Origin of the sequence: Agromyces cavernae, assembly GCF_021044935.1 — a bacterium.
GTDB classification, from domain to species: Bacteria; Actinomycetota; Actinomycetes; order Actinomycetales; family Microbacteriaceae; genus Agromyces; species Agromyces cavernae.
Genome location: NZ_JAJNMP010000002.1, coordinates 518,301 through 544,701, shown reverse-complemented (window position 1 = coordinate 544,701; position 26,401 = coordinate 518,301). Strand labels below are relative to the sequence as shown.

General features: G+C 68.6%; 26 protein-coding genes and 4 tRNA genes. 22 read left to right on the top strand and 8 right to left on the bottom strand.

Going from position 1 to position 26,401, the window contains the following annotated elements; all coding sequences use genetic code 11:
* Window positions 1-5 precede the first annotated feature (5 nt).
* The 4 genes from LQ757_RS08650 to LQ757_RS08635 all read right to left on the bottom strand — a co-directional run bounded on the left by LQ757_RS08650 (window position 6) and on the right by LQ757_RS08635 (window position 5,205).
* Window positions 6-2,147, bottom strand: a complete 2,142-nt coding sequence (locus tag LQ757_RS08650; RefSeq protein ID WP_231046811.1) for a 3-hydroxyacyl-CoA dehydrogenase NAD-binding domain-containing protein — start codon at window positions 2,145-2,147, stop codon at window positions 6-8.
* The gene (locus LQ757_RS08645; protein WP_231046810.1) at window positions 2,144-3,349 is read right to left on the bottom strand and encodes a thiolase family protein; all 1,206 of its coding nucleotides are present in this window, start codon (window positions 3,347-3,349) and stop codon (window positions 2,144-2,146) included. Before LQ757_RS08645 ends, LQ757_RS08650 begins: the two co-directional genes overlap by 4 nt.
* Window positions 3,350-3,425: 76 nt before the next feature.
* Window positions 3,426-4,622: a ribonuclease D gene (locus LQ757_RS08640; protein WP_231046809.1), complete on the bottom strand. Its 1,197-nt coding sequence runs from the start codon at window positions 4,620-4,622 to the stop codon at window positions 3,426-3,428.
* Window positions 4,615-5,205, bottom strand: a complete 591-nt coding sequence (locus tag LQ757_RS08635; RefSeq protein ID WP_231046808.1) for a DUF3000 domain-containing protein — start codon at window positions 5,203-5,205, stop codon at window positions 4,615-4,617. Before LQ757_RS08635 ends, LQ757_RS08640 begins: the two co-directional genes overlap by 8 nt.
* Window positions 5,206-5,292: 87 nt before the next feature.
* On the opposite strand from LQ757_RS08635, the gene LQ757_RS08630 reads away from it, so the two are divergent.
* Window positions 5,293-6,513: an alpha/beta hydrolase family protein gene (locus tag LQ757_RS08630; RefSeq protein WP_231046807.1), complete on the top strand. Its 1,221-nt coding sequence runs from the start codon at window positions 5,293-5,295 to the stop codon at window positions 6,511-6,513.
* Window positions 6,514-6,519: 6 nt separating this feature from the next.
* Here LQ757_RS08630 and LQ757_RS08625 read toward each other — a convergent pair whose 3' ends face one another.
* Entirely contained in the window at window positions 6,520-6,972 is a 453-nt protein-coding gene (locus LQ757_RS08625; protein WP_231046806.1) for a SufE family protein, read from the bottom strand.
* 47 nt (window positions 6,973-7,019) lie between these two features.
* Entirely contained in the window at window positions 7,020-7,919 is a 900-nt protein-coding gene (locus tag LQ757_RS08620) for a sulfurtransferase (RefSeq protein ID WP_231046805.1), read from the bottom strand.
* Between the two features lie 142 nt (window positions 7,920-8,061).
* Here LQ757_RS08620 and zapE point away from each other — a divergent pair, with 142 nt between their 5' ends.
* The 3 genes from zapE to LQ757_RS08605 all read left to right on the top strand — a co-directional run bounded on the left by zapE (window position 8,062) and on the right by LQ757_RS08605 (window position 11,205).
* Window positions 8,062-9,117: a cell division protein ZapE gene (gene zapE / locus LQ757_RS08615; RefSeq protein WP_231046804.1), complete on the top strand. Its 1,056-nt coding sequence runs from the start codon at window positions 8,062-8,064 to the stop codon at window positions 9,115-9,117.
* A 220-nt stretch (window positions 9,118-9,337) separates the two neighbouring features.
* Entirely contained in the window at window positions 9,338-10,600 is a 1,263-nt protein-coding gene (locus tag LQ757_RS08610; protein ID WP_231046803.1) for an ammonium transporter, read from the top strand.
* Window positions 10,601-10,641: 41 nt separating this feature from the next.
* Window positions 10,642-11,205: a type II toxin-antitoxin system PemK/MazF family toxin gene (locus tag LQ757_RS08605; RefSeq protein WP_231046802.1), complete on the top strand. Its 564-nt coding sequence runs from the start codon at window positions 10,642-10,644 to the stop codon at window positions 11,203-11,205.
* Between the two features lie 31 nt (window positions 11,206-11,236).
* Here LQ757_RS08605 and LQ757_RS08600 read toward each other — a convergent pair whose 3' ends face one another.
* Window positions 11,237-11,596, bottom strand: a complete 360-nt coding sequence (locus tag LQ757_RS08600) for a VOC family protein (protein WP_231046801.1) — start codon at window positions 11,594-11,596, stop codon at window positions 11,237-11,239.
* A 123-nt stretch (window positions 11,597-11,719) separates the two neighbouring features.
* Window positions 11,720-11,792, bottom strand: a tRNA-Val gene (locus LQ757_RS08595).
* A 250-nt stretch (window positions 11,793-12,042) separates the two neighbouring features.
* On the opposite strand from LQ757_RS08595, the gene LQ757_RS08590 reads away from it, so the two are divergent.
* The 18 genes from LQ757_RS08590 to secF all read left to right on the top strand — a co-directional run bounded on the left by LQ757_RS08590 (window position 12,043) and on the right by secF (window position 26,371).
* Window positions 12,043-12,114: transfer RNA gene (locus LQ757_RS08590), tRNA-Gly, on the top strand.
* Between the two features lie 56 nt (window positions 12,115-12,170).
* Window positions 12,171-12,244 (top strand) — tRNA-Cys (locus LQ757_RS08585).
* A gap of 25 nt (window positions 12,245-12,269) precedes the next feature.
* Window positions 12,270-12,344, top strand: a tRNA-Val gene (locus tag LQ757_RS08580).
* Window positions 12,345-12,645: 301 nt separating this feature from the next.
* Window positions 12,646-13,173: a hypothetical protein gene (locus tag LQ757_RS08575; protein ID WP_231046800.1), complete on the top strand. Its 528-nt coding sequence runs from the start codon at window positions 12,646-12,648 to the stop codon at window positions 13,171-13,173.
* Window positions 13,174-13,449: 276 nt separating this feature from the next.
* On the top strand, window positions 13,450-15,441 hold the full coding sequence (gene thrS, locus LQ757_RS08570) for a threonine--tRNA ligase (RefSeq protein WP_372459641.1): 1,992 nt from the start codon (window positions 13,450-13,452) through the stop codon (window positions 15,439-15,441).
* On the top strand, window positions 15,438-16,001 hold the full coding sequence (locus tag LQ757_RS08565; protein WP_231046799.1) for an HIT family protein: 564 nt from the start codon (window positions 15,438-15,440) through the stop codon (window positions 15,999-16,001). Before thrS ends, LQ757_RS08565 begins: the two co-directional genes overlap by 4 nt.
* 100 nt (window positions 16,002-16,101) lie before the next feature.
* Window positions 16,102-17,019: a pyridoxal 5'-phosphate synthase lyase subunit PdxS gene (gene pdxS, locus LQ757_RS08560; RefSeq protein ID WP_231046798.1), complete on the top strand. Its 918-nt coding sequence runs from the start codon at window positions 16,102-16,104 to the stop codon at window positions 17,017-17,019.
* Window positions 17,016-17,663 carry a pyridoxal 5'-phosphate synthase glutaminase subunit PdxT gene (gene pdxT, locus LQ757_RS08555; protein WP_231046797.1) on the top strand — a complete coding sequence of 216 codons (648 nt, stop codon included), beginning with the start codon at window positions 17,016-17,018 and terminating at the stop codon, window positions 17,661-17,663. Before pdxS ends, pdxT begins: the two co-directional genes overlap by 4 nt.
* A gap of 101 nt (window positions 17,664-17,764) precedes the next feature.
* Window positions 17,765-18,502 carry a hemerythrin domain-containing protein gene (locus LQ757_RS08550; protein WP_231046796.1) on the top strand — a complete coding sequence of 246 codons (738 nt, stop codon included), beginning with the start codon at window positions 17,765-17,767 and terminating at the stop codon, window positions 18,500-18,502.
* Between the two features lie 149 nt (window positions 18,503-18,651).
* Window positions 18,652-19,389, top strand: a complete 738-nt coding sequence (locus LQ757_RS08545) for a hemerythrin domain-containing protein (protein ID WP_231046795.1) — start codon at window positions 18,652-18,654, stop codon at window positions 19,387-19,389.
* A gap of 25 nt (window positions 19,390-19,414) precedes the next feature.
* Window positions 19,415-19,945, top strand: a complete 531-nt coding sequence (locus LQ757_RS08540) for a DUF1697 domain-containing protein (protein ID WP_231046794.1) — start codon at window positions 19,415-19,417, stop codon at window positions 19,943-19,945.
* A gap of 107 nt (window positions 19,946-20,052) precedes the next feature.
* Entirely contained in the window at window positions 20,053-20,811 is a 759-nt protein-coding gene (locus LQ757_RS08535; protein WP_231046793.1) for a YebC/PmpR family DNA-binding transcriptional regulator, read from the top strand.
* 3 nt (window positions 20,812-20,814) lie between these two features.
* Window positions 20,815-21,426 carry a crossover junction endodeoxyribonuclease RuvC gene (gene ruvC / locus LQ757_RS08530; RefSeq protein ID WP_231047328.1) on the top strand — a complete coding sequence of 204 codons (612 nt, stop codon included), beginning with the start codon at window positions 20,815-20,817 and terminating at the stop codon, window positions 21,424-21,426.
* The gene (ruvA, locus tag LQ757_RS08525; RefSeq protein ID WP_231046792.1) at window positions 21,423-22,040 is read left to right on the top strand and encodes a Holliday junction branch migration protein RuvA; all 618 of its coding nucleotides are present in this window, start codon (window positions 21,423-21,425) and stop codon (window positions 22,038-22,040) included. Before ruvC ends, ruvA begins: the two co-directional genes overlap by 4 nt.
* Window positions 22,037-23,095: a Holliday junction branch migration DNA helicase RuvB gene (ruvB, locus tag LQ757_RS08520; protein WP_231046791.1), complete on the top strand. Its 1,059-nt coding sequence runs from the start codon at window positions 22,037-22,039 to the stop codon at window positions 23,093-23,095. Before ruvA ends, ruvB begins: the two co-directional genes overlap by 4 nt.
* A 98-nt stretch (window positions 23,096-23,193) precedes the next feature.
* On the top strand, window positions 23,194-23,559 hold the full coding sequence (gene yajC / locus LQ757_RS08515; protein ID WP_231046790.1) for a preprotein translocase subunit YajC: 366 nt from the start codon (window positions 23,194-23,196) through the stop codon (window positions 23,557-23,559).
* 62 nt (window positions 23,560-23,621) lie between these two features.
* On the top strand, window positions 23,622-25,352 hold the full coding sequence (gene secD / locus LQ757_RS08510) for a protein translocase subunit SecD (RefSeq protein WP_231046789.1): 1,731 nt from the start codon (window positions 23,622-23,624) through the stop codon (window positions 25,350-25,352).
* Window positions 25,352-26,371, top strand: coding sequence for a protein translocase subunit SecF (gene secF / locus LQ757_RS08505; protein WP_231046788.1), 1,020 nt, complete (start codon window positions 25,352-25,354; stop codon window positions 26,369-26,371). Before secD ends, secF begins: the two co-directional genes overlap by 1 nt.
* Window positions 26,372-26,401 lie beyond the last annotated feature (30 nt).

Genomic DNA, 26,401 nt, shown 5'->3' with positions numbered 1-26,401 from the left:
GAGCGTTACGCGCCCACGCCAGCGATCGGCGGGTGGTGGAACGTGTCGCCGAAGACCCGCTCGGATGCGCCGACGCGGTCGAGGTAGGGGGTCACGCCACCCATCTGGAATGGGAAGCCGGCGCCGAGGATCATGCAGAGATCGATGTCCTCAGGCGCAGCGACCACGTGTTCGTCGAGCATGAGCCGCACCTCGCGGGCCAGACCGTCCTGCAGGCTGACGAGGATGTCGTCGGCACTACGGGCGTTCTTGCCGCCGGAGACGATCTTCATCGCGCCCTTGTCGAAGCCCTTGACCTTGCCCTTGTCGTCCTTCTCGAGGAGCTTGCCGTAGTCGGCGAGCCTGTGCAGGTTCTCGCTGCGGTAGAACCGGTCGGGGAACGCCGCATGGTGCGTGTCGAGCACGTGCGCGCCCACCTTGAGGCCGACGAGGTCGAGCAGCGTCGAGGGCGCCATCGGAAGGCCCAGCGGTGCGATCGCCTGGTCGACGGTCTCGAACGAGGTGCCCTCGTCGACCGCACGCATCGCCTCGCCGAGCAGCACGGCGAGCAGGCGGTTGACGACGAAGCCCGGGGTGTCGGCGGTGATGACTGCGTTCTTCTTGAGGTTCTTCGCCGTCACCATCGCGGTCGACAGCGTCGCGTCATCGGTGTGGGGCGTCTTCACGACCTCGATCAGCGGCATGACGGCGACCGGCGTGAAGAAGTGGAAGCCGACCAGACGCTCGGGGTGCGCGAGCTTCGCCCCGATCTGCTCGACCGAGAGCGACGACGTGTTCGTGGCGAGCACGGCCTCGGGGGAGAGGTGGGGCTCGATCTCGGCGAAGACGTTCTGCTTGATCTCGAGTTCTTCGAAGACGGCCTCGATGACCCAGTCGCAATCGGCGAAGTCGGCCATGTCGGTCGTTCCCGTGACGAGTGCCTTCAGGCGGTTCGCTTCGTCGGGGGAGATGCGACCCTTGGCGAGCAGGGCGTCGACTTCGCCCGCGATGTAGGCGACGCCCTTGTCGACGCGCTCCTGATCGATGTCCGTGATGACCACGGGCACGCGCAGGCGTCGCACGAAGAGCAGGGCGAGCTGGCTCGCCATGTACCCCGCACCGATCACGCCGACCTTGGCGACCTTCTTCGCGAGTTCCTTGTCGGGCGCGCCGGCGGGCCGCTTCGTGCGCTTCTGCACGAGGTTGAACGCGTACACGGAAGCCTGCAGCTGGTCGCCCGCGATGAGGTCCGCGAGCACCTCGTCTTCACGCTGGAAACCCTCGGCGCGGGTGCCGTTCTTGGCGGCCTTCATGAGGTCGAGCGCGGCGTACGGCGACTGCGGCACCGAACCGATGCGGCTCTTCAGCATCTTCGTCGCGATCCCGATCGCGGCATCCCACTTGACGAGGCGCTCCACCTTGCCGGGCTCGTTCGGCCGCTTGACCTTCACGCGACCCGAGATCACGTCATCGGCCCAGCGCAGCGAGTCCTCGAGATAGGTGACCGACGGGAAGATCGCGTCGGCGATACCGAGGTCGAGGGCGTCCTGCCCCTTGAGCGTGCGGTTCTGCTTCAGCGGGTTCTCGATGACGACCTTGAGGGCGTTCTCGATGCCGATGAGGTTGGGGAGGATCGTGGCTCCGCCCCAACCGGGGATGAGGCCGAGGAAGACCTCGGGCAGTGCGAGCGCCGGCGCGGAGGCATCGACCGTGCGGTAGTCGGCGTGGAGTCCGATCTCGAGGCCGCCGCCGAGCGCGAGGCCGTTGTAGAACGCGAACGACGGCACGCCGACTTCGCTGAGCTTCGCGAGCGCGTAGTGACCGAGCTGCACGAACTTCTTCGCCGTCTCCTTGTCGGGGATCTCGGCGACCTTCGAGAGATCTGCACCGGCGGCGAGGATGAACGGCTTGCCGGTGACGGCGACCGCGTGGATCTCGCCTGCGGCGGCGCGCGCCTTCAGCCCGTCGAGCGTCGTCGCATACTCGAGCAGCGTCGCCGCTCCGAGCGTGTTCGGTCGCGTGTGGTCGCGACCGTTGTCGAGGGTGATGAGCGCGAGTGTCTTGCCGGCCGTCAGGGGGATGTCGCGCACGAACGAGTGCGTGACGACCTCGTCTTCACCCGCGAGGGCAACGAGCGAGTCGAAATCGATGGTCGAGTAGTCGGTCACGCCTTCTTCGCCTTCTTGTTGAAGTTGGGGTTCTCCCAGATCATGGTGCCGCCCTGGCCGAGGCCGACGCACATGCTGGTGATGCCGTAGCGCACGTCGGGGCGCTCGGTGAACTGGCTCGCGAGCTGGTTCATCAGGCGCACGCCCGACGACGCCAGCGGGTGGCCGACGGCGATGGCGCCGCCCCACGGGTTGACCCGGGGGTCGTCGTCGGCGATTCCGTAGTGGTCGAGGAAGGAGAGCACCTGCACGGCGAACGCCTCGTTCATCTCGAACAGATCGATGTCGTCGATCGTCAGACCGGCCTTGCGAAGCGCCTTCTCGGTGGCCGGGATCGGCCCGATGCCCATGATCTCGGGGTCGACGCCCGCGAAGGCGTAGCTCACGAGCTTCATCTTGGGGGTGAGTCCGAGCTCCTTCGCGATGGTGCCCGAGGCGAGGATCGCGGCGGTCGCGCCGTCGTTGAGCCCCGAGGCGTTGCCGGCCGTGATGCGTCCGTGCGGGCGGAACGGGGTCTTCAGACCGGCGAGCCCCTCGAGCGTGGTCTCGGGGCGCATGACCTCGTCGCGCGTGGCGAGGCCCCATCCCTCCTCGGTGCGGATCGCGACCGGGACGAGGTCCTGCTGGATCTTGCCCGCCTCGTACGCCGCTGCGGTCTTCTGCTGGCTCGCGAGTGCGTAGCGGTCGCTGCGCTCCTTGGTGAGCTGCGGGAACCGGTCGTGGATGCGCTCGGCGGTCGCACCCATGACGAGGGCGTCCTCACCGACGAGCCGCTCGCTGAGGAAGCGAGGATTCGGGTCGACTCCCGAGCCCATGGGGTGGTGCCCCATGTGCTCGACGCCGCCGGCGATCGCGAGGTCGTACATACCGAACCCGATGGAACCGGCCATCATCGCGGCGGAGGTCATCGCGCCGGCGCACATGCGGTCGATCGCGAATCCGGGCACGGTCTTCGGGAGACCGGCGAGGATCGCGGCGGTGCGGCCGATGGTCAGGCCCTGGTCGCCGCTCTGGGTCGTCGCCGCGATCGCGACGTCGTCGATGCGGTCCTTCGGCACGTTCGGATTGCGCTCGAGCAGTCCGACGATCGCCTTCACGACGAGATCGTCGGCCCGGGTGTTCCAGTACATGCCCTTGTCGCCGGCCTTGCCGAACGGGGTGCGGACCCCGTCGACGAATACGACTTCAGCTTGATCAGCCACGCTGCAGCTCACTTTCGATCAGGATGCACCGATCCTACGAACCCGTCGTGAACGCGACGGAATCGGTTGATGGAACCTACGAATCGGTCGAGGTGGCGTCCCGCAGGGATTGTGATGCCTCGACAAAGGCATCGGCGATTGTCTGTGAGGTTGCCTCAACCTGCCAGGCGCGTGCGCCGAGCTCGGCGAGCGCCGCCCCGATCGATGCGGCGTCGGGATGCGGGGGCGGCGTCCAGGCCACGCGACGCAGGAAGTCGGGGGTGAGCAGGTTCTCGACGGGCATGCCGAACGACTCGGCCACCTCGGCCACGGCCCCCTTCGCGACGCGCAGGCGGGCGTCGGCCTCGGGGTTGCGCGATGCCCATGCGCGCGGCGGTGGCGGCGAGTCGCTCGGCACCCTCACGGCGGGCAGCTCGGTGGTGGTGAGCCCGTGTTCGATCGCAGTCCACCACCGGTCGATCTCGGTGCGGCTGGCGCGCCCCGTGAAGTCGCGCATGTCGGCGAGCGCGCGCCGCGTCGATGGGAGGGTGCGCGCCACGGCGAGGATCGAGGCGTCGGGGACGAGTCGTCCGGGTGCACTGTCGAGCTCGACCGCGAGCGCGTCGCGCGACAGCCACAGTTCACGGGCCACGGCGAGATTGCGAGGGCTCCGCATGGCGTGGATGCCTGAGAGCCGTCGCCACGGTTCGGCGGCGGGGGGCTTCGCGGCACGGTGCAGCACGGCGTCGAACTCCTGTGCCGCCAGGTCGGCCTTGCCCGCCTCGTCGAGCCGCTCGGCCAGCCGGTCGCGCACATCGACGAGCAGCTCCACGTCGAGCGCCGCGTACTTGAGCCATGACTGCGGCAGGGGCCGCGTCGACCAGTCCGCCGCCGAGTGCTCCTTGGCGAGCTTGATGTCGAGCAACTCCTCGACGACCGAAGCGAGGCCGACCCGCGGCATCCCGAGCAGTCGCGCAGCCAGTTCGGTGTCGAAGATGCGGTCGGGGTCGAGCCCGACCTCGCGCAGGCAGGCGAGGTCCTGGCTCGCCGCGTGCAGCACCCACTCATCGGTGCGGATGGCCGACTCGAGCGCGGAGAAATCGGGGATCTGCGGCGGATCGAACAGGAAGGTGCCCGCACCGCGTCGGTACATCTGGATGAGGTAGGCGCGTTGCGAGTATCGGAACCCGCTCGCCCGTTCCGCGTCGACCGCGACGGGACCGTCGCCGTCGAGGAGACGCTGAACGGCGTCGTCGAACTCGGCGGGCGTCTCGATCACCCGGAACTCATCCACGGTGCGACCTCCGACGTGGCAGTGCGGTCACCCCTTCCGAGTGGGGTGGGAGCCCTGCAAGCATGCACAACAACTCACCCCAGCCTTCCACATGCGGACCCACCGCGGCGTCGAGGGGCGTCCACGAGGCGCGCAATTCGATCTGGGCGCCGTCTCCCTGATGCGCCAACTCGCCGAACCCGGTCGAGAGGATCTTGGTGGCGGTGCCCGAGGCGGCGATGTAGCGGGCTCCCCGCGCATCGAGCGCGTCGATGAGCCATGACCACGCCACATCCGCCAGGAACGGGTCGAGGCCGATGTCGGTCTCGAGCGGCGCCTGCGCGAAGCACACGACGCGGAAACGCCCACCCCATGCCTCGGGCTCGGTCGGGTCGTACAGCAGGATGAAGCGGCCGGTGCCCAGCTCCGAGTCGTCGCCATGCCTCGAGGGTGCGACATCCGCCGACAGGGCGACCGCGAAGGGAGCGAGCGATGCGGGGGCGGTGATCTCGGAGATCGCCAGCTCCTTGCGGGGCGTCGCGGCGCGCAGCGAGGCGAGTGCGGCCTCGAACTCGGCCGGCGTCTGGATCGCATCGTCGGGCACGTCTGCAGACTAGAGTCTCGATCGGAACGCACGTGGGCGGCACGCCGCGCCCCGGTGCACCTGAGCCCACGTCGGGAGGGGGATCGCATGGTTCGACGCGACCGCAAGGTCGGAGTGATCGGAGTCGCGACCGCCGCCGCCGCGCTCCTGGCAGCCGGCGTCGCCGCCGCGGCCACGGCAGCCGCGGTGCTCACCGTGGTGATGGCCCGCCGGGTCGTGACGCCGCCCGCGCGGCGCGAGGAGGACGTCAGAATCCTCCAGGTCGACCGGCAAGCCGGCGAGATCGTGCTCGAAGACTCCGACGAGGCGCGCATGCGCGGACGTTACGGGTTCTGGTTCGACCGCGACTCGGGGCACGCTCGGTTCGGCGATGTCGTCGTCAGCGACGATGGCGCGGTGCGCCGGCGCATCGAGTCGATCGACTTCGGGCGGCTCGAGCGCGCGTCTCGGGGCCGCATCGACAGCGCGTTCCACCTCGGGCCGTGGGAGCTCGACCTCCCGTACGAGAACGTGATCGTCGATACGACGCTCGGGCCCGCGCCCGCCTGGTTCGTTCCCTCCGCAGACGAACGCCGCTGGGTGATCCAGGTGCACGGTCGGGGAGGGAAGCGCACCGAGGGACTGCGCGCCGTGAAACCGGCACACGAGGCAGGTTGGAGCACACTGCTCATCTCGTACCGCAACGACGGCGAGGCGCCCGAGAGCACCGACCGCAAGTACGGCCTCGGCGGCACCGAGTGGGCCGACGCAGTCGACGCGGTGCGCTTCGCCGAGGAGCGGGGCGCCCGGGAGATCGTGCTGATGGGCTGGTCGATGGGCGGCGCCACCGTGCTTCAGGCCGTGCTGCGGTCCGCGAAGGCCCGCGAGCGGCTCGTCGGCGTCGTGCTCGACTCGCCGGCGATCGACTGGGTCGACATCCTGCGCTTCCAGGGCAGCGCGCTGGGCCTGCCCCGCGCGATCGGCGACAGCGTGTCGCAACTGCTCGGCGGCCCGTTCAGCGGCGGGCTCACCGGCGTGGCGGCTCCGATCAGCCTCGAGGAGCTCGATCCCGTTGTGCGAGCCGACGAGTTCGACGTGCCGATCCTGCTCATGCACAGCGTCGACGACGGGTTCGTGCCCATCGACGGGTCACGCCGATTCGCGGCATCCCGACCCGATCTCATCGAGTTCGAGGTGTTCGAGGGCGCGCGTCACACGAAACTCTGGAACCACGATCCTGCGCGCTGGACTGCGCTCATCACGGGTTGGCTGGAACGACGTTCCGAGAGCACCCAACAGCTCGGCGACGAGGCCGAGATCGTGGGCTGAGTCTGCCTACGCGCCGGCGACCTGCGCGGCGACGCGCTCGCGCAGCTGCCGCTTGGCGCGCGCGAGCATGCCGGTCATGCCGCGGACGCGGAGCGGCGACACCGCCGCGCCGAGCCCGAGCGACTGAGGATAGTCGGCCGGGATGTCGAGGACCTGCTGCACGGTGAGGCCGTCGAGACCCTGCACCAGGATCGAGGCGAATCCACGCGTGGTCGGGGCTTCTGCGGGCGCCGTGGCGAACAGGTGCACGATGCCGTCGACGACCTCGACGAAGATGAACACCGGCGACTGGCATTCGACGACGCGTTCGAACAGATCGGGGTGGTCGGCGTACCGTTCGGGCAGCTCGGGGAGCTCGTTCGAGAACTCGAGCAGCAACTGGAGCCGGTCGGGCACCTCGAGCGCGAGGAAGTCGTCGCGCGTCTCGGCGAGGGTCGCGGGAAGGGTCGTCGGGTCCATCCGTCCCATTCTCCCATGGCCGGAGCCGACGCCGCCCTGAGGCGGCGTCAGCGTGCGGGTACCTCGCCGCGCTCGGCCCCGGTCACGATCGGCACGCGCACGGCGCTGCCCCATTCGGTCCATGAGCCGTCGTAGTTGCGTACCTTCTCGAAGCCGAGCAGGTGGGTGAGCACGAACCAGGTGTGGCTCGAACGCTCGCCGATGCGGCAGTAGGCGATGACGTCGTCGCCGTCTTCGAGCCCCACCTCGCCGCGATAGATCGCGTCGAGTTCGTCGCGGGATTTGAACGTGCCGTCGGCGGCGGCGGCACGGGCCCAGGGTACGGATGCCGCGGTGGGGATGTGGCCCGCACGGAGCGCGCCCTCCTCGGGGTAGGCCGGGGCGGTCGTGCGCTCTCCGGTGTACTCCTCGGGGGAGCGGACGTCGATGAGCGGGTTGCCGAGGTGCACGAGCACGTCGTCCTTGAATGCGCGCACGGCACGGTCGTCTCGTTCGACGACGGGGTACTCGACGGGCGTCACGTCTGGGGCTGCGGTGGTGAGCTCGCGGCCCTCGGCGATCCAGAGGTCGCGGCCGCCGTCGAGCAGGCGCACGTCTTCGTGGCCGAAAAGTGTGAATACCCAGAGTGCGTATGCGGCCCACCAGTTGTTCTTGTCGCCGTAGATGACGACCGTCGAATCGCGGGAGATGCCCTTCGAGCCGAGGAGGGCGGCGAATTGCTCGGCGTTCACGTAGTCGCGCACGACCGGGTCGTTGAGCTCGGTGTGCCAGTCGATCTTGACCGCGCCCGGGATGTGCCCGGTCTCGTAGAGCAGCACGTCTTCGTCGGATTCGACGACGACGAGGCCGGGTTCGCCGAGGTGCGCGGCGAGCCAATCGGTCGTGACGAGCCGCTCGGGGTGGGCGTACTCGGCGAGCTTCGGGGCTGCGTCGAACTCGGCGGACATGACTGCCTCCTGGATCGCCCGGTCGGGCGGGGACGAGTGGGGGAGCGGACTAGGCTGATGACCTGTCCACCACGAATCTACGCGGCGCGCGGGGCGAAGTCACCAGGCCCGTCATCCGATGCAATACGGGAGCTCCACCAGCATGACCTCGGCACCGAGCAAGACCCTCGTCCGCCTCGTCGATCGCAATCCCACGATCTCCGGCGCCGAGATCGCATCGGAGCTCACGCCGCCACCGCAGTTCGAGCACGCATCGTTCGAGTCGTACCGCCCCGACCCCGACTTCCCCTCGCAGCAGGCGGCCCTCGACCGGCTCAACGAGTTCGCCGGGGCGTGGCGTGCCGCGCAGCGGCCCGGCGGGTTCTTCTCGCGCAAGCGCCCGGCGCGCATCGAGCTGCCCGGTGTCTACCTCGACGGCGGGTTCGGCGTCGGGAAGACGCACCTGCTCGCCGCGCTCTGGCACGTCGCCCACGGGCCGAAATACTTCGGAACGTTCATCGAGTACACCGCGCTCGTCGGCGCACTCGGGTACGCGCCGGCCGTGCAGCTCCTCAAGGGCGCGCGGCTCATCTGCATCGACGAGTTCGAACTCGACGACCCGGGCGACACGATGCTGATGACCCGCTTCCTCGGCGAACTGATGGCCGGCGGCACGCGGGTGGCCGCGACGTCGAACACGCCCCCGAACGCGCTCGGCGAGGGTCGCTTCGCCGCCGCCGACTTCCTCCGGGAGATCCACGCGCTGTCGTCGAACTTCGAGACGCTGCGCATCGACGGACTCGACTACCGCCGCCGCGACACCGAGGGACACGCTGCGTCCCTCGGCCCCGACCACGACGTTGCGCACACCGCCGACGCGCTCGCTGCACGCGGGCACGCCGTATCGCTCGACGGGTTCGACGACCTCGTCGCGCATCTCGCGACCGTGCACCCCTCGAAGTACGTGAAGCTCGTCGACGGCATCGAGGTCATCGCACTCGACGGCGTGCACGAGCTCACCGACCAGAACGCCGCCCTGCGCCTCGTGGCGTTCATCGACCGCGTCTACGACGCGGAGGTGCCGATCGTCGCGAGCGGGCTCCCGCTCGACGAGGTCTTCGGCGGCGACATGATGAACGGCGGCTACCGCAAGAAGTACCTTCGTGCGATGTCTCGCATGATCGCCCTCACCACGGGTGAGCTCCCGCCGCACGACTGAGCCGCGTCGCGGCATCCGCCCCTTCGCCGACGAGTACGCGAGACGCGGGAGAACCGCGCCGGACTCACGGCGGCTGCCCGGCCCGACGAAACCTGCTGTTTACCTCAGCGGCCCAGGCCGTAACGAACCCGAAACATCACGCGATCCCTCTCGAAACGTCCCGTCATGAGACTGGGCGGCACAGGTTTCCCCCAACCCCTGCATCTGAGAGAGGTTCGAGATGGATCAAGGCAACACCGCGTTCTTGCTGATAGCGGCAGCCCTCGTGCTGTTGATGACGCCCGGACTCGCATTCTTCTACGGCGGTCTCGTCAAGGCCAAGAGCGTGATCAGCATGATGATGCTGAGCTTCGGTGCTCTGGGTCTCATCGGCGTCCTGTGGGTGCTCTACGGCTACGCCATCGCGTTCCCCTCCGCCGAGGGCCTGAGCGCGCCGTGGTCCATCGACTGGTCGGCGATCGGCCTGACCAGCCTGCTCGAGGTCCCCGAGGGCGCCGCGTACCCGCCGCTCGCCTTCGTGGCGTTCCAGGCGACGTTCGCGATCCTCACGGTGGCGCTCGTCTCGGGTGCGATCGCCGACCGGGCGAAGTTCGGCGCGTGGATGGTGTTCGCTGCACTGTGGGCGACCATCGTCTACTTCCCGGTCGCGAGCTGGGTCTTCAACTTCGGTCTCGCCGAGGACGGCAGCTTCGCCTACGGCGGCTGGATCACGTACGGCATGCAGGAGTGGTTCGGCGTCGGTGCCATCGACTTCGCCGGAGGCACCGCGGTGCACATCAACGCCGGTGCGGCCGCCCTCGCCCTCGCGCTCGTGCTCGGCAAGCGCGTCGGCTTCTCGAAGGGCGCCCATGTCCCGCACAACCCACCGTTCGTGCTCCTCGGCGCCGGCCTCCTGTGGTTCGGCTGGTTCGGCTTCAACGCGGGCTCCGAGCTCGCCGCCGACGGAACCGCGGCACTCGCGTTCGTGAACACGATCGCTGCGCCGGCTGCAGCACTCCTGGCCTGGCTCGTCGTCGAGAAGATCCGCGACGGCAAGCCGACCTCCGTCGGAGCCGCCTCGGGCGCAGTCGCCGGCCTCGTCGCGATCACGCCGGCGTGTGCCTCGCTCACCCCGATCTGGGCCATCGTGCTCGGCATCGTCGCCGGTGCGGTCTGCGCCCTCGCGATCGACCTGAAATTCAAGTGGGGCTTCGACGACTCGCTCGACGTGGTGGGGATCCACCTCGTCGGCGGCCTCATCGGCACGCTCTACCTCGGCATCTTCGCCAACGGCACCGGCCTCATCTACAGCGGCAACCTCACGCAGCTGATGGTGCAGGCGATCGCCGCGCTCGCCGTGCTCGCGTACTCGTTCGTGCTCGCCTATGTCATCGGCTTCGCCATCCAGAAGACGATCGGCTTCCGGGTGAAGGACGAGGACGAGATCGCCGGCATCGACACCGTCGTGCACGGCGAGGAGGGCTACAAGCTCGAGACCGTCTGAGCGGTCCTGACCGCCTGAGGGCGGTGGGGTAGTGTGCCGGTGTGACAGACACCAGCCGCTTCCTCACCGCCCTCGGTCGTGTGCTGCGGCCCCTGTTCGCGAGCGGTTCGAAGCAACGAGCGGATGTCGCGACACCGCGCCGCGCGGCCACCGCGCGGGTGACGCCGGGGAAGGTCGAGGTGTCTCCGGGGCAGGTCGGTGACGACGCAACGGTCGAGGTCGACCCGCAACGCCTGCGCAAGGTTCGTCTCGCCTACACGCCCGAGCGCGACGGGGAGCCCGACCCGGGCGAGATCGTGTGGACCTGGGTGCCATACGAAGAACGCGACGGGCGCGGCAAGGACCGCCCCGTCGTCATCGTCGCGGCGTCGAACGCAGGCGACTTCCTCGCGGTGCAGCTCACGAGCAAGGCCCACGACGGCGATCGCGACTTCGTCTCCCTCGGCGACGGCGCGTGGGACCGCGAGGGCCGCCCGAGCTGGGCGCGCATCGATCGGGTGTTCCGGGTCCGCGCCGGCGGGATGCGCCGTGAAGCGTCATCCCTCGATTCGCGGCGCTATTCGCTTGTCGCCGACGCCCTCGCCGCTCGGTACGGCTGGGGCTGACGTCGCCGCTCGCCGTCGCGGTTCGTGGCGTTCAGTGGAGGGGCGGGCGGTGCAGGCCGAAGGGCGAACCCTGGTCGTCGCGGCACATGCGGAACTCGCCGAAGATCGCCGCTGAGGCCTCATCGTCGTCGCCCGCCATCGTCTCGACGGTTCCGCCGAGTCGCTCGACTGCGGCGGTGGCGGCATCGAGATCGTCGACCCTGAAGAAGACGTACGGCGCGGCGCCCTGATCGCCGCCGTGGACACCCGCCGGAACCCCCGCGCCGTCGATCACGTAGCCGTCCCCGCCGGGTCCGGGCTCGAACGACCAGCCGAACAGCTTTCCGTAGAAGGTGCGGGCGGTCATGGCGTCTGCCGCTCCGAACTCGATGAACGAGATCTCACCGGACATGGAATGCTCCTCGCGTCGATGCGGGCCAGATGGCGGCCACGCTAGACCGAGGGCTCGGGTGCCGCAACGGGGTTGACCGAGCGCGGAAACGAAGAACGCCCCCAGTGGAGTGGGGGCGTCTCGTGGGCGATGCCGGGCTCGAACCGACGACCTCTTCCGTGTGAAGGAAGCGCGCTACCAGCTGCGCCAATCGCCCATGTGGGATTCGCAGTCACGTGCGGTGACCGCGGACTCGATACTAGCCGACGGAGCCGGGCGAATGCACATCGGCGCAGCGCGCGAGCGCGTCAGGATGTCGCTCCGGCGGGCCGGCTCAGCTCGACACGCCCGGGTTTCCGGGACCGAATCTGGGAATGACCGGGGGGAACGTGCCATGCGGTCGGCTCAGTTTGTGATTCGTTCACCGAATCCGTTAGAGTCTCTCTGCACGCAGAAATGCGGGCAACGCGGATGTGGCGCAGTGGTAGCGCATCACCTTGCCAAGGTGAGGGTCGCGAGTTCGAATCTCGTCATCCGCTCTGATCGGGAATGAGCGCAAGTTCATTCCTGTTCTTCTGGTGGTGAACCCATACACGGTGGATTGGCCGAGAGGCGAGGCAGCGGCCTGCAAAGCCGTATACACGGGTTCGAATCCCGTATCCACCTCCAAAGTCGCGAGAATCATTGCGACTCTGGGCGATTGGCGCAGCGGTAGCGCGCTTCCCTGACACGGAAGAGGTCACTGGTTCGATCCCAGTATCGCCCACCAGACACAGAGCAGGTTCGGCCCGGTATTCCGGGCCTTTCTTGTTTTCCATGCCATCTCTGTGCCAGTTCGGCACGCATTCCCACTCACGCGCGCACGATGAGCGGCGTGTGCCTGCTCGGCCGAGTGTGTGCCCTCTTCGGGGGGTGATAGTAACTGAGGAATCCTCGTAGTCTGGGCACCGTGATCGTTGTGGAGCGATACCCGACCGCCGTCCACAAGGCGCCGAACCCGAGTTGAGCGCACACCGTGCACCTGCGTTGCACACCAGTGCTGCGCTCACGACGAAGTGAGGAGCCTTCTCATGACCACCCGACTGACCCGACGTGCCATCGGCGTTGCCCTGCTGCTTGCTGCCGGCGCCGTCGTGTTCAGCGCTGCGCCGGCGTACGCCGTGCCACCCGCCGGCCAGATCTGCCCCGGGCTCGACTCCGGCAAGATCGACGTCCCCAGCAACCCCGAGGTCACGTCGATCACGATCACGGTCCCCGACGGATTCGTCATCACCGAGGTCTGCGTGAAGGCCGGTTCGGCGAATCAGGGCAACGGGTTCGTGATCATCCCGGTCGACCCGCCCTCGCAGACCTTCACCTTCGAACATCCGTCCGGCAAGGGCATCAGCCACTACTCGTACTCGTTCGAGCCGGTGTCGACACCCACGCCGACACCGTCGGCGTCGAGTGCGGTGATCGTGCCGATCGACTCGACCTCGTCGGGTGGCGGTGGTGGATTCGACGGCAGTTGGCTCCTCGTAGCCGGTCTCGGTGCGCTCGCGCTCGGCTCCGTCGTCGTGGGTGAGCGCGTCGCCGTCAAGCGACGCCTGGCCGGCTGACACCAGCGCCCGGCGATCTGCGGCAGGGCGGCGGATGCCGCCGCGCTGTTGCGAACGACGAGCGGATGCCACGGCGTCGCGCCGTGGCATCCGCTCGTCGTCGAGCGTGTCGGCCGGGGGCGGTACTCAGCGGGTTCGGCCATCGCCCGGGGTGCATCCGATCGCCGCACGGCGCCGCGGCGCTCGCACCGGCGAGGGCGCGCTCGCGCAGGGCGGCATCCGGCGCACCACTACAGTTGAAGGGTTCGTTTTCGAGAATCCAAGGAGTGGATCAAGGTGGCCGACGGCTTCGCGCTCTTCACCGACCGATCCGTTGTCGCGATGCGCGTCAACGGCGAACTCAAGGATCTCGCGACGACGGTGACCGACGACGATGACGTCGAGCCGGTGACGATCGATTCGCCCGACGGGCTGAACATCCTGCGCCACTCTGCTGCGCACGTGCTCGCCCAGGCCGTGCAGACGATCAACCCCGAGGCAAAGCTCGGCATCGGCCCGCCCGTCACCGACGGCTTCTACTACGACTTCGACGTGGCCGAGGCGTTCACGCCCGAAGCGCTCAAGGCGCTCGACAAGGAGATGGCGCGCATCATCCGCTCGGGCCAGCGCTTCGTGCGGCGCGTCGTCACCGACGACGAAGCACGCGCCGAGCTCGCCGACGAGCCCTACAAGCTCGAGCTCATCGGGCTGAAGGGCAATGCCGGTCACGGTGAGGGCAGCGGCGACGACCACGAGTCGGTCGAGGTCGGCGCCGGCGAGCTCACGATCTACGACAACGTCGACCCGAAGACCGGCGAGACGGTCTGGAAGGACCTCTGCCGCGGACCGCACCTGCCGAACACCCGCATGATCGGCAACGGCTGGGCGCTCATGCGACTCGCCGCGGCGTACTGGCGGGGTTCCGAGAAGAACCCGCAGCTGCAGCGCATCTACGGCACCGCGTGGACCACGAAAGACGAGCTGCGCGCGTACCAGCACCGCCTCGAGGAGGCGGCCAAGCGCGACCACCGCAAGCTCGGGCGCGAACTCGACCTGTTCAGCTTCCCCGACGAGATCGGCTCGGGACTCTCGGTATGGCATCCGCGCGGTGGCGTCGTGCGCATGGAGATGGAGCAGCACGCCCGTCGTCGCCACATCGCCGACGGGTACACCTACGTGTACACCCCGCACATCTCGAAGGAGGACCTCTTCCTCCAGTCCAACCACCTCGTCACCTACAAAGAGGGCATGTTCCCGCCCATCAAGATGGACGAGGAGCGCGACGCCGATGGCAACATCACGAAGCAGGGCCAGGACTATTACCTGAAGCCCATGAACTGCCCGATGCACATCCTCATCTACAAGGAGCGCGGGCGCAGCTACCGCGACCTGCCGATGCGACTCGCCGAGAACGGCACCGTGTACCGCAACGAGCTCTCGGGCGCGCTGCACGGACTCACCCGCGTGCGCGGATTCACGCAGGACGACTCGCACCTGTTCGTCACTCCCGACCAGCTCGAGGAAGAGGCCACGAAGGTCATCGACTTCGTCATCTCGATGCTGCGCGACTTCGGCCTCGAGGACTTCGAGCTCGAGCTGTCGATGCGCGACGATGCGAGCGACAAGTGGATCGGCTCGGAGGAGTTCTGGGAGTACTCCACGAACGCACTGCGCAACGTGGCCCGTGCGAGCGGGCTCAAGCTCACCGAGATGCCCGGCGAGGCCGCGTTCTACGGGCCCAAGATCGACCTCAAGACGCGCGACGCGATCGGCCGCACGTGGCAGCTCTCGACCGTGCAGGTCGACCCGAACCTGCCCGAGCGATTCGATCTCGAGTTCACCGACCGAGACGGGCAGAAGAAGCGCCCGATCATGATCCACCGCGCCCTGTTCGGCTCGATCGAACGCTTCTTCGCGATCCTCCTCGAACACTATGCCGGCGCGTTCCCGGTGTGGCTCGCACCGGTGCAGGTGGTGGGCATCCCGGTCGCCGACGAATACGTCCCGTACCTCGGGGCGATCATCGAACTGCTGCGGGGGTCCGGCGTGCGCGCCGAACTCGACACCAGCGACGACCGCATGCAGAAGAAGATCCGCACCCACACGACCCAGAAGGTGCCGTTCCAGCTCATCGCCGGCGAGCACGACCGCGCCGGCGAGACGGTGAGCTTCCGGTTCCGCGACGGCACGCAGGAGAACGGCGTGGCGATCGACGAGGCGGTCGCGCACATCCGCGCGGCGATCGACGAGCGGCGCCAGGTCACGACTCGCGACGACCTCTTCGCATGACGAGCTACCGGCACGACGAGTTCGACGGGGTCCCGACCGACGCCTCGGCCGACCTGGCCGGCGTGCCCGACGCGTTCCAGCGACTGTGGACGCCCCACCGACTCGTCTACATCCAGCACGGCCAGCAGCCCGACGAGCACGCGTGCCCGTTCTGCAGGGCGCCCGAGATGGACGACGAGCAGTCGCTCATCGTCGCCCGCGGTCGCCACGCGTACGTGCTGCTCAACCTGTTCCCCTACAACAGCGGGCACCTGCTCGTCTGTCCGTATCGCCATGTCGCCACCTACGACGAAGCGTCGCCCGATGAGGTCGCCGAGATCGGCGAACTCACGCAGGTCGCCATGCGCGTCGTGAAGCAGGTTTCGCATTGTGACGGCTTCAACATCGGCATGAACCAGGGCCGCATCGCCGGCGCCGGTATCGCCGAGCACCTGCATCAGCACATCGTGCCGCGCTGGGCGCTCGACTCGAACTTCTTCCCGATCATCGCCGGAACGAAGGCGCTGCCCCGCCTGCTCGGCGAGGTTCGGCAGGAGATCGCCCAGGCCTGGCCCGCCTGAACCGACCGGCCGCGTCCGCTGGACGCGGTGTCCACTGCACTGCCGTGCGGCCTCCATCGCGGCGCAGTGCGCACCCTACCCGACGATTAGGATTGACTCCATGACCGAAGCTTCCGTCCCCGCGCCCGCCGCGACCTCGCAGACCGGCTCCAGCCGGGTCAAGCGCGGCCTCGCCGAGATGCTCAAGGGCGGCGTCATCATGGACGTCGTCACCGCCGAGCAGGCTCGCATCGCCGAAGACGCCGGCGCCGTCGCCGTCATGGCGCTCGAGCGCGTACCCGCCGACATCCGCGCCCAGGGCGGTGTCGCCCGCATGAGCGACCCCGACCTCATCGAGGCGATCATCGCCGAGGTGTCGATCCCCGTCATGGCGAAGGCCCGCATCGGCCACTTCGTCGAGGCGCAGGTGCTGCAGGCGCTCGACGTCGACTACATCGACGAGTCCGAGGTGCTCTCGCCCGCCGACTACGTGAACCACATCGACAAGTGGGCGTTCAACACGCCGTTCGTCTGCGGAGCGACCAACCTCGGCGAGGCGCTGCGCCGCATCAACGAGGGTGCCGCGATGATCCGTTCGAAGGGTGAGGCCGGCACGGGCGACGTCTCCGAGGCGACCAAGCACATCCGCAAGATCACCTCCGAGATCAACGCGCTCAAGTCCATGACCCGTGACGAGCTCTACGTCGCCGCGAAAGAACTGCAGGCACCCTACGAGCTCGTCCTCGAGGTGGCCGAGACCGGCAAGCTGCCCGTCGTGCTGTTCACTGCGGGCGGTGTCGCCACTCCGGCCGACGCCGCGATGATGATGCAACTCGGTGCCGACGGCGTGTTCGTGGGCTCGGGCATCTTCAAGTCCGGCAACCCCGAGGCCCGTGCCGCCGCGGTCGTGAAGGCCACGACGTTCTACGACGACCCGTCGGTGATCGCCGAGGTCTCGCGCGGTCTCGGCGAGGCGATGGTCGGCATCAACGTCGGCGACCTGGCTGCGCCGCACCGCCTGGCCGAGCGCGGCTGGTGACGACGCTCCGTACCGAATCACTCGACGCGGGGGCGGCGGCTTCGACCGGCCCCCGCGTCGGCGTTCTCGCGCTTCAGGGAGACTTCCGAGAGCACGCCCACGTGCTCACGAAGCTCGGCGCGAGCGTGTCGCTCGTGCGCCGGCCCGACGAGCTCGACGCCATCGAGGGCCTCGTGATCCCCGGCGGGGAGTCGACCGTCATGGACAAGTTGTCGCGCGCCTACGGCCTGGCCGAGCCGCTGAAGGCCGCGATCGCAGCGGGCCTGCCCGTCTACGGCACCTGCGCGGGCCTCATCATGCTCGCCGACACGGTGCTCGACGCGATCGCCGGGCAGCAGTCGCTCGGGGGGCTCGACGTCGTCGTGCGCCGCAACGCCTTCGGCTCGCAGAACCAGTCGTTCGAGACCGATCTCGACATCCCCGCCCTCGGCGAGCGGCCCGTGCACGCCGTATTCATCCGCGGTCCGGTCGTGGAGTCGGTCGGACCCCGCGCCAAGGCGCTCGCGACGATCTCCGACGGCCGTGTCGTCGCCGTCGAGCAAGGGAATCTACTCGGCACGAGCTTCCATCCCGAGATCAACGGCGAATTCCGCTTCCACGAGTACTTCCTCACGAAGGTGCGCGCCGCGGCGACGGCCGCGTAGCAAGGTCAGGGCGAACCCGGGCCGCATCAGCGGGATGTCCCGGGCAGATGTGCGGGATGTCCCGGGCGCGGCGCCGCGCGTCGTCCGTTTGCCTTGCGTGCATGACCACTCGACTTCCCAGCACGGGCGCATCCGAGATCGCCGCCGGCCCCGCCGCGACCTGTCGCAGCGACGAGGTCGTCGTCATCCACCGGCTCTTCCGCCGCCTGTTCGCCGAGGCACCCGACCTCGTGCGGGATGTCGCCCCCGGCGACACCGCGCACGCCCGGTACGTCGCGAAGCACCTGCACGGCATCATCGCTCTCCTCCACGTGCACCACCGCACCGAGGACGAGTACTTCTGGGACGTCATGGGCGAGCGAGCCCCTGCCTGCGGAATGCACGTCGCACTGATGCGGCGCCAGCACGGTGTGGTGTCCGATCGACTCGACGTCGCGGATGCGGTCGTCGACCGGTGGGCGCGCACGGCGGATGACGCCCTCGCCGATCGGCTCGCGGGTGACCTCGACGAGATCGACCGGCTGCTCGTCGAGCATCTGGCAGACGAGGAGCGCGAGGCGTTCCCGGTGCTCGACGCGATCCTCTCCGACGCGGAGTGGGACGACATCCACAAGCACGCCCGGCGCCACAAGCCGCCGCTGCCGATCTTCGTCCTGCTCGGTCTCATGATCGACAGCGTTCCGGAGTCGGAGCGCGACGCCTGGTTCGAGAAGGAGCTGCCCGCGCCGATCCGCGTCGCGTACCGAATGGTCGGCCGGCGCCAGTACGAGCGCGCGATCCGGAGGCTCCGCACGGATCGGACTCGAGCCGCGGTTCCCGCGACGGCATCGGCGGTCTGATCGCGGCGTCCGTTCCACCCAGCGCCTGAGTGACGGCGCTGTGGCGGATGAATCGTGCGGCGAGTATATTTCGCCACGTCCGCAGTCCACGACATGCGCCAACGACGGTGACCCCTACGCACGCAGCGCGGCGCGGAGCAGGGGTTGACATGGTCACGAGGCTGCCGAGTTCGTCCGAACCGCTTCCGGCCGGCGAACCGATCGGTTGCGATACATCCGACCTGTTGCAGGTGCACCGGATCTTCCGATGGTTGTACCGCGAGTTGCCCGGACTGATCCGCGGAGTGGATGACGGCGACGTCCGTCGGGCATCCGTCGTCGCCGACTACGCGCACATGGACTTCTTCGGCCTGCATCTGCACCACGAGACCGAGGATCTGGTGCTCTGGGATCGGCTCGTGGAACGGTCGCCGGGCTGCGGGGCGCACGTCGACCAGATGAAGGCCCAGCATGCGCAGGTGGCGGTGGAACTCGCGGAGGTCGAGCCGCTGCTCGAGCAATGGCGCACGCGCGCGGATGCCGCGACCCGAGACCGATTGGCGGCGGGTGTCGAGCATCTGCGGGACACTCTCGTCGGTCACCTCGCGCCCGAGGAGGAGCACATCGTGCCGGTCGCGACATCGGTGCTGACCCAGTCGGAGTGGGACGAGATGGGCGAGCACGCCAACGCCGCGATCCAGGAGTCCCGGAAGCAGTTGCCGCGCGACGTCATGGCGGTGCAGCTGGGCCTCATGCTCGCGACGGTGCCGGCCGACGAGCGCCCCGGATGGATGAAGACGAACCTGCCCGCCCCGGTGCGGCTGCTCTACTCGCTGCTCCTGAAGCGACGATACGAGAATGCGATGGCCGAGTTGTACGAAGGCCGGCCCGTGCCGCCGATCCCATGACGGCAGCCCGTCGTACGCTCGGTTCATGGTCCGTTACATCGCCCTGCTGCGCGGCGTCAACGTCGGCGGCATCACGATCAAGTCGCTCGACCTGCGCGAGCTGTTCGTGTCGCTCGGGTTCGACGAGGTTCGCACGGTGCTCGCGAGCGGCAACGTCGTCTTCGAGACCGCGACCCGGGAACCGCACGCTGTTCTGAAGCGACGGATCGAGCAGGCGCTCGGCGATCGCTTCGCGTACGACGCGTGGATCGTGCTCGTGACGCGCGCAGAACTCGAGCGGGCCGTCGACGGGTTCCCCTTCGATGCGACAGACGCGCGACGACAGCCCTGGGTGATCTTCGTTTCCGATCCCGCCGTGATCGACGAACTCCAGACGGCCGCCGACGGTGTCGACCCCGACGTCGACCCGCTGGTTGCGGACGACGGAGTGCTCTACTGGAACCCGGTGAAGGGCACCACCGTCGGCACTCCGTTCGCCAAGCTCATCGGCAAGGCGAAGTACAAGTCGGTGACGACGAATCGCAACCTCCGCGCGCTGCTGAAGATCCTGGGCTGAACACCGGCCCCGGGGCATCCGTTCGTCGATCGCGGGGTGTCCGCCCACGCTGGCTTAGAATGGTCTGTCGGCGGGCTCACCCGCCGCGAAACCGATCCAGGAGACGCATGTCCGGGCATTCCAAGTGGGCCACGACCAAGCACAAGAAGGCGGTCATCGACGCACGCCGAGCCAAGTCGTTCGCCAAGCTGATCAAGAACATCGAGGTCGCCGCAAAGATGGGCGGCGCCGACCTCTCGGGCAATCCGACCCTCGTCGACGCCGTGCAGAAGGCGAAGAAGACCTCGGTCCCGAACGACAACATCGACCGCGCCATCAAGCGCGGCGCGGGGCTCACCGGCGAGTCCGTCGAGTACACGACCATCATGTACGAGGGCTACGGTCCCAACGGGGTTGCCCTGCTCATCGAGTGCCTGACCGACAACAAGAACCGCGCCGCGGCCGAGGTGCGCACGCTCATGAGCCGCAACGGCGGAACGATGGCCGACCCGGGTTCGGTCGCCTACAACTTCGCACGCAAGGGCGTCATCGTGGTGCCCGCCGAGGGCACCACCGAAGACGATATCCTGGCCGCAGTGCTCGATGCGGGCGCCGAAGAGGTCACCGACGAGGGCGACACCTTCGAGGTCGTCACCGAGGCGTCCGACATGGTCGCGGCTCGCACCGCGCTGCAGGAGGCGGGCATCGACTACGACTCGGCCGACGCCGCGTTCGTGCCGAACCTGAAGGTCGAGATCGACGCCGAGACCGCCCGAAAGGTGTTCCGCCTGATCGACGCCCTCGAAGACAGCGACGACGTGCAGAACATCTACAGCAACTTCGACCTGAGCCCCGAGGTGCAGGCCGAGCTCGAAGCCGAGGACTAGCCGATCGCCGTGCGCGTGCTCGGCATCGACCCCGGCCTGACGCGATGCGGCGTCGGCGTGGTCGACGTCGAGCCCGACCGCACCGCAAGGCTCGTCGACGTCGTCGTGCTGCGCTCGCCCGCCGACCTCGACACACCGCGCCGGCTCGCCCGCATCGCCGACGGGCTCGAGGCGATCCTCGAGGAGCATCGTCCGCAGGCCGTCGCGCTCGAGCGGGTCTTCGCCCGCAGCGACGTGTCGACGATCATGGGCACGGCCCAGATCTCGGGTGTCGCGATGCTGATCGCGGCTCGCCGGGCGCTTCCAGTCGCCCTGCACACGCCGAGCGAGGTGAAGGCCGCGATCACCGGGTACGGGCGCGCCGACAAGAAGCAGGTCGGCGCCATGGTCGCCCGCATCCTCGGGCTCGAGGCGGTGCCGAAGCCCGCTGATGCCGCCGATGCGCTCGCGCTCGCGATCTGTCACGCGTGGCGCACCGGGGGAGCGGCGGGCGCCGCGATCCAGGATGCCCCGGCTCAGGCCGAGGCGTCGAGCCTGACCCCCGCTCAGCGGGCGTGGCTCGCCGCGGAGCGTTCTGCGGCGGTGTCGGGGGCGGCCCGTAGGCTGAAGGAGTGATCTCCTCTCTTCGCGGCCGCGTGCTCGCAGCGGGCGGCAACTCGATCGTGCTCGAGGTCGGCGGCGTGGGCTTCCACGTCAACACGACCCCGGCGCTCGCGCTCGCGAGCCGGGAAGGCAGCGAGACCAACGTGCACACGACGCTGGTCGTGCGCGAAGATTCGCTCACCCTGTTCGGGTTCGGCACTCGCGAGGAGCTCGACGTGTTCGACCTGCTCATCGGCGTCACCGGCGTCGGCCCCAAATCGGCGCTCGGCGTGCTGTCGGCGCTCTCGCCCGAGCAGGTCGCCGAGGCCGTGCAGCGCGACGACGACGCGGTGTTCCGCAAGGTCAGCGGCATCGGGCCCAAGACGGCGAAGCTCATCACCGTCTCGCTCGCGGGCAAGCTCGTCGCGCCCGCCGCGACCGCTCGACCGGCCGTGGTCACGGGCGGCGCCGCCGAGAGCGTGCTCGCGGCCCTCACCGGCCTGGGCTGGTCCGAGCGCGTCGCCGCCGATGCCGTCGAAGAGACCATGGCCGCCGCGTCCGACACCGAGGCGGCGTCCGTGCCGACCCTGTTGCGCCTCACGCTGTCGAGGCTCGGGCCTGCACAGCAGGCGGGGCGCTCGCGATGAGCACCAGCGACATGCACGGTGGCGATCTCGACCTCACCGACCCGGTGCTCGCGTCAGAGGCCGAGCTCGCATTCGAGGGGGCGTTGCGCCCGAAGAGCCTCGAGGAGTTCGTCGGGCAGACCCGTGTGCGCGGGCAGCTCCAACTCCTCCTCACCGCGGCGATGCTGCAGCAGCGCACGCCCGACCACATCCTGCTGGCCGGCCCACCGGGTCTCGGCAAGACGACCCTCGCGATGATCGTGGCCCACGAGGGCGGTCGGCCGTTGCGCATGTCGAGCGGTCCGGCGATCCAGCACGCCGGCGACCTCGCGGCGATCCTGAGCTCGCTCGTGCCGGGCGAGGTGCTGTTCATCGACGAGATCCACCGCATGGCCCGCTCGGCCGAAGAGATGCTGTACCTCGCGATGGAGGACTTCCGCATCGACATCATGGTCGGCAAGGGGGCAGGCGCCACGTCGGTGCCGCTCGACCTCGCGCCCTTCACGCTCGTCGGGGCGACGACGCGCGCCGGGCTCCTGCCGAATCCGCTGCGCGACCGATTCGGGTTCACGGCACACCTCGAGTTCTACGACGAGGCCGAGCTCGAGCGGGTACTCGAGCGTGCGGCGTCGATGCTCGGGCTCGATGCCGACCGAGAGGCACTCGCCGAGATCGCGGGGCGCTGTCGTGGCACCCCGCGCATCGCCAACCGGCTGCTGCGGCGCGTGCGCGACTATGCGCTCGTACACGGCGGCCGCGCCGACCTCGATGCGGTGCAGGCGGCGCTCGAGCTCTACGACGTCGACCCGCTCGGCCTCGACCGGCTCGACCGGGCGGTGATGCAGACCATCCTCACGCGGTTCGGCGGCGGGCCGGTCGGCCTCAACACGCTCGCAGTGTCGGTCGGCGAAGAGGCCGAGACGATCGAGGCGGTGGTCGAGCCGTTCCTCGTGCGAATCGGGCTTATCACCCGCACGCCGCGGGGCCGCGTCGCCACACCGTCGGCCTGGCGGCATTTCGGCCTTTCCGAGAGCGCACCGGCCGCGTCAGCGGCGCTTCCGATCGATGACCTATAATCCTTTGAGGCGACGCCCTCAGCGCCTCTGACTTCGTGCGCACAACGCACACCGGAAGGTAACTCTCCCTCATGACGTTCGATCCGTTCACTATCATCATGCTCGCCGTCTTGGCGGTGCTGATCTTCTTCATGTTCCGGAACTCGCGCAAGCGTCAGGCCGACGCGCGGGAGCTGCAGGCGAAGGTGCAGCCGGGCGCGAAGGTGATGACCAACTTCGGAGTGTTCGGCACGATCCTCTCGATCGACGAAGACGAGAACCAGGTGCTGCTCGAGACCTCGCCCGGCACGGTGCTCACCGTGCACCGGCAGACGGTCGCACGCGTGGTCGAGCCGGTGGCCGCCGACGAGTCCGCCGAGTCGGTCGGCGGAGAGCCCGAGTTCGGCGAGCGTGTCGCCGACGAGCACACCGAAACCCCGTCGACGACCGACGAGACGCCCGACACCAAGAAGTCGGACGACTAGCACTCATCACCGAGGCTCGGCTCGTGCGCTGATGCGCGGGCTCTTGCAGAGAAAGCAGAAACGTGGCTGCACCATCGAAGCGGTCATCCCGGCCGACGCCAGTCCGCAAGGCATGGCGTTCCCTCACCTGGCTGGGTGTCATCATCGCGCTCCTGTTCGGCATCAACGCCGCCGGCGTCATCTGGGGCGGGGGATCGTGGACGCCGAAGCTCGCGCTCGACCTCGAGGGCGGCACGCAGATCATCCTCGCGCCGAAGGTCGAGACCGGAGCCGACGTCTCGCAGGAGCAGCTCGACCAGGCCGTGTCGATCATCCGGCAGCGTGTCGATGCCTCGGGTGTCGCCGAGTCCGAGATCAACACCGAGGGTGAGAACGTCGTCGTCCGCATCCCGGGTGAGCTCGACGACCAGACTCGGGACCGAATCGAGCAGTCGGCAAAGCTCGAGCTGCGAGCGGTGCTGCTCGCCGACGCGGCGACGAACACCGCGGTCAGCCCGACCGAGACCCCGTCGCCCACCGAAGAGCCCGAGTCGACGCCGACCGTCGAGCCCACCGACGGCAGCGACCCGGCCTGGATCACCCCGGCGCTGCAGGATCAGTTCGACAACTTCGACTGCGCCGAGCTCGACAACGCCGCGACGAACGTCGCACCGGCAGATGAGCCACTGGTCACCTGTGACCGCGAGCGTGCCGCCAAGTACCTCCTCGGGCCGGTCGAGGCGAGCGGCGAGAACATCGTCGACGCCACGAACGGCACGGTGACCACGCAGACCGGCGCCAGCACCGGGCAGTGGGCGGTCAACATCGTGTTCGACGAGCAGGGCACCCAGGACTTCACCGAGGTCAGCACCCGGCTCTTCGGCCTGCAGGGCCAGACGCCCCGCGACCAGTTCGCCTTCGTGCTCGACGGGGCCGTGCTCACCGCGCCCTCGATGAACGCGGCCATCACCGACGGCCGGCCGCAGATCACCGGCCAGTTCACGCAGGAGACCTCGAAGTCGCTGGCCGACCAGCTGAAGTTCGGCGCGCTGCCGCTCAGCTTCACGGTGCAGTCCTCCGACACGATCTCGCCGACGCTCGGAACGTCGCAGCTGCAGTCCGGCCTCATCGCCGGCCTCATCGGCCTCATCCTCGTCGTGATCTACACGATCTTCCAGTACCGGGCGCTCGCATCGGTCACGATCGCGTCACTGGTGATCGCGGGAATCATCACATACCTGATGATCACGATCCTGTCGTGGCGCGAGGGCTACCGCCTCTCACTCGCCGGCATCGCGGGCCTCATCGTCGCGATCGGCTTCACCGCCGACTCGTTCATCATCTACTTCGAACGCGTCCGCGACGAGCTCCGAGACGGTCGTCAGCTCGTCAGCGCCGTCGAGGCCGGCTGGAAGCGAGCCTTCCGCACGGTGCTCGCGTCGAAGGCCACGAACCTGCTCGCGGCGATCGTGCTCTTCATCCTCGCGGTCGGCAGCGTGAAGGGCTTCGCCTACACGCTCGGACTCACCACGATCATCGACGTCGTCGTCGTGATCCTGTTCACGCATCCGATGCTGCAGCTGCTCGCGCAGACCCGGTTCTTCTCGAGCGGTAACCCGTGGTCGGGCCTCGACCCCGAGGCGCTCGGCGCGGTGTACCGGGGGCGTGCGGAGTTCCGCAAGCCCGTCGCGGTGACGGCGAAGAAGGCAGCGTCCAGCGCGAAGGAGGCGCAGCGGCGCCAGACCATCGCCGAACGCAAGGCGGCCGCAACGGTCGGCGCGGGCGATACCTCGAACGACGGGAAGGAGTCCTGATGGCCAAGGCCAACCGTCTCACGACCTTCGGTAACGACCTCTACACGGGCAAGCGCTCCTTCAACTTCGTCGGTGGACGCAAGAAGTGGTACACGATCGTCGCCGTGCTGCTCCTGCTCTCGGTGCTCGTACCGGTCCTCCGTGGGGTCAACTTCAGCATCGAGTTCCGCGGGGGCTCGCAATTCCAGATCGCGGGCGTCGAGAACGCCGAGGAGCAGCCGGCGATCGACGCCGTGGAATCCGTCGTGCCCGACGCGACCGCGCACGTGACGATCGTCGGCGGCGACGGCGTCCGGGTCCAGACCGACCAGCTCGAACAGGCAGACTCGCGGGCGGTCACGACTGCCCTCGCCGAGGCGTACGACGTGCCCGAATCCGAGGTCACATCGTCGTTCATCGGCCCGAGCTGGGGTGCCGATGTCACTCGCCAGGCACTCGTCGGGCTTCTGGCGTTCATGCTGCTGGCAGCCATCATCATGGCGCTCTACTTCCGCACGTGGAAGATGTCGCTCGCGGCGATCCTGGCCCTGATCGCCGACCTCGTCGCCACGGTGGGCATCTACGCGGGATTGGGTCTCGAGATCAGCCCCGCCGCCACCATCGGCATCCTCACGATCCTCGCCTACTCGCTCTACGACACGGTCGTGGTGTTCGACAAGATCCGTGAGAACACGGCTGAAGACGGGCAGGAGTCGCGGCGCACGTTCGGCGAATCGGTGAACCTCGCCGTGAACCAGACGCTCGTACGCTCGATCAACACGAGCGTCGTCGCCGCGCTGCCGGTCGCGGCGATCCTGTTCCTCGGTGCAGGCGTGCTCGGCGCCGACACGCTCCGCGACATCTCGCTCGCCCTGCTCATCGGCATCCTCGTCGGCACCTGGTCGACGGTGTTCCTCGCTGCCCCGCTCTACTCGCAATTGCGTGAGGGCGAGCCCGAGATCCGCCGGCACGACCAGAAGGTGCTGAAGGAGCGCGAGCGGGCGGGCTCGCCCTCCGCCGAGGTGCTGCCCACCGCGTGATGTTCGCGACCGGCGTGCGCCCATCGGCAG

Coding starts and splice junctions, on each gene's coding strand:
- LQ757_RS08630 (WP_231046807.1), top strand. CDS start 5,293: ATGGTTCGACGCGACCGCAAGGTCGGAGTGATCGGAGTCGCGACCGCC.
- LQ757_RS08625 (WP_231046806.1), bottom strand. CDS start 6,972: ATGGACCCGACGACCCTTCCCGCGACCCTCGCCGAGACGCGCGACGAC.
- LQ757_RS08620 (WP_231046805.1), bottom strand. CDS start 7,919: ATGTCCGCCGAGTTCGACGCAGCCCCGAAGCTCGCCGAGTACGCCCAC.
- zapE (WP_231046804.1), top strand. CDS start 8,062: ATGACCTCGGCACCGAGCAAGACCCTCGTCCGCCTCGTCGATCGCAAT.
- LQ757_RS08610 (WP_231046803.1), top strand. CDS start 9,338: ATGGATCAAGGCAACACCGCGTTCTTGCTGATAGCGGCAGCCCTCGTG.
- LQ757_RS08600 (WP_231046801.1), bottom strand. CDS start 11,596: ATGTCCGGTGAGATCTCGTTCATCGAGTTCGGAGCGGCAGACGCCATG.
- LQ757_RS08575 (WP_231046800.1), top strand. CDS start 12,646: ATGACCACCCGACTGACCCGACGTGCCATCGGCGTTGCCCTGCTGCTT.
- LQ757_RS08565 (WP_231046799.1), top strand. CDS start 15,438: ATGACGAGCTACCGGCACGACGAGTTCGACGGGGTCCCGACCGACGCC.
- pdxS (WP_231046798.1), top strand. CDS start 16,102: ATGACCGAAGCTTCCGTCCCCGCGCCCGCCGCGACCTCGCAGACCGGC.
- LQ757_RS08550 (WP_231046796.1), top strand. CDS start 17,765: ATGACCACTCGACTTCCCAGCACGGGCGCATCCGAGATCGCCGCCGGC.
- LQ757_RS08545 (WP_231046795.1), top strand. CDS start 18,652: ATGGTCACGAGGCTGCCGAGTTCGTCCGAACCGCTTCCGGCCGGCGAA.
- LQ757_RS08540 (WP_231046794.1), top strand. CDS start 19,415: ATGGTCCGTTACATCGCCCTGCTGCGCGGCGTCAACGTCGGCGGCATC.
- LQ757_RS08535 (WP_231046793.1), top strand. CDS start 20,053: ATGTCCGGGCATTCCAAGTGGGCCACGACCAAGCACAAGAAGGCGGTC.
- ruvB (WP_231046791.1), top strand. CDS start 22,037: ATGAGCACCAGCGACATGCACGGTGGCGATCTCGACCTCACCGACCCG.
- yajC (WP_231046790.1), top strand. CDS start 23,194: ATGCTCGCCGTCTTGGCGGTGCTGATCTTCTTCATGTTCCGGAACTCG.
- secF (WP_231046788.1), top strand. CDS start 25,352: ATGGCCAAGGCCAACCGTCTCACGACCTTCGGTAACGACCTCTACACG.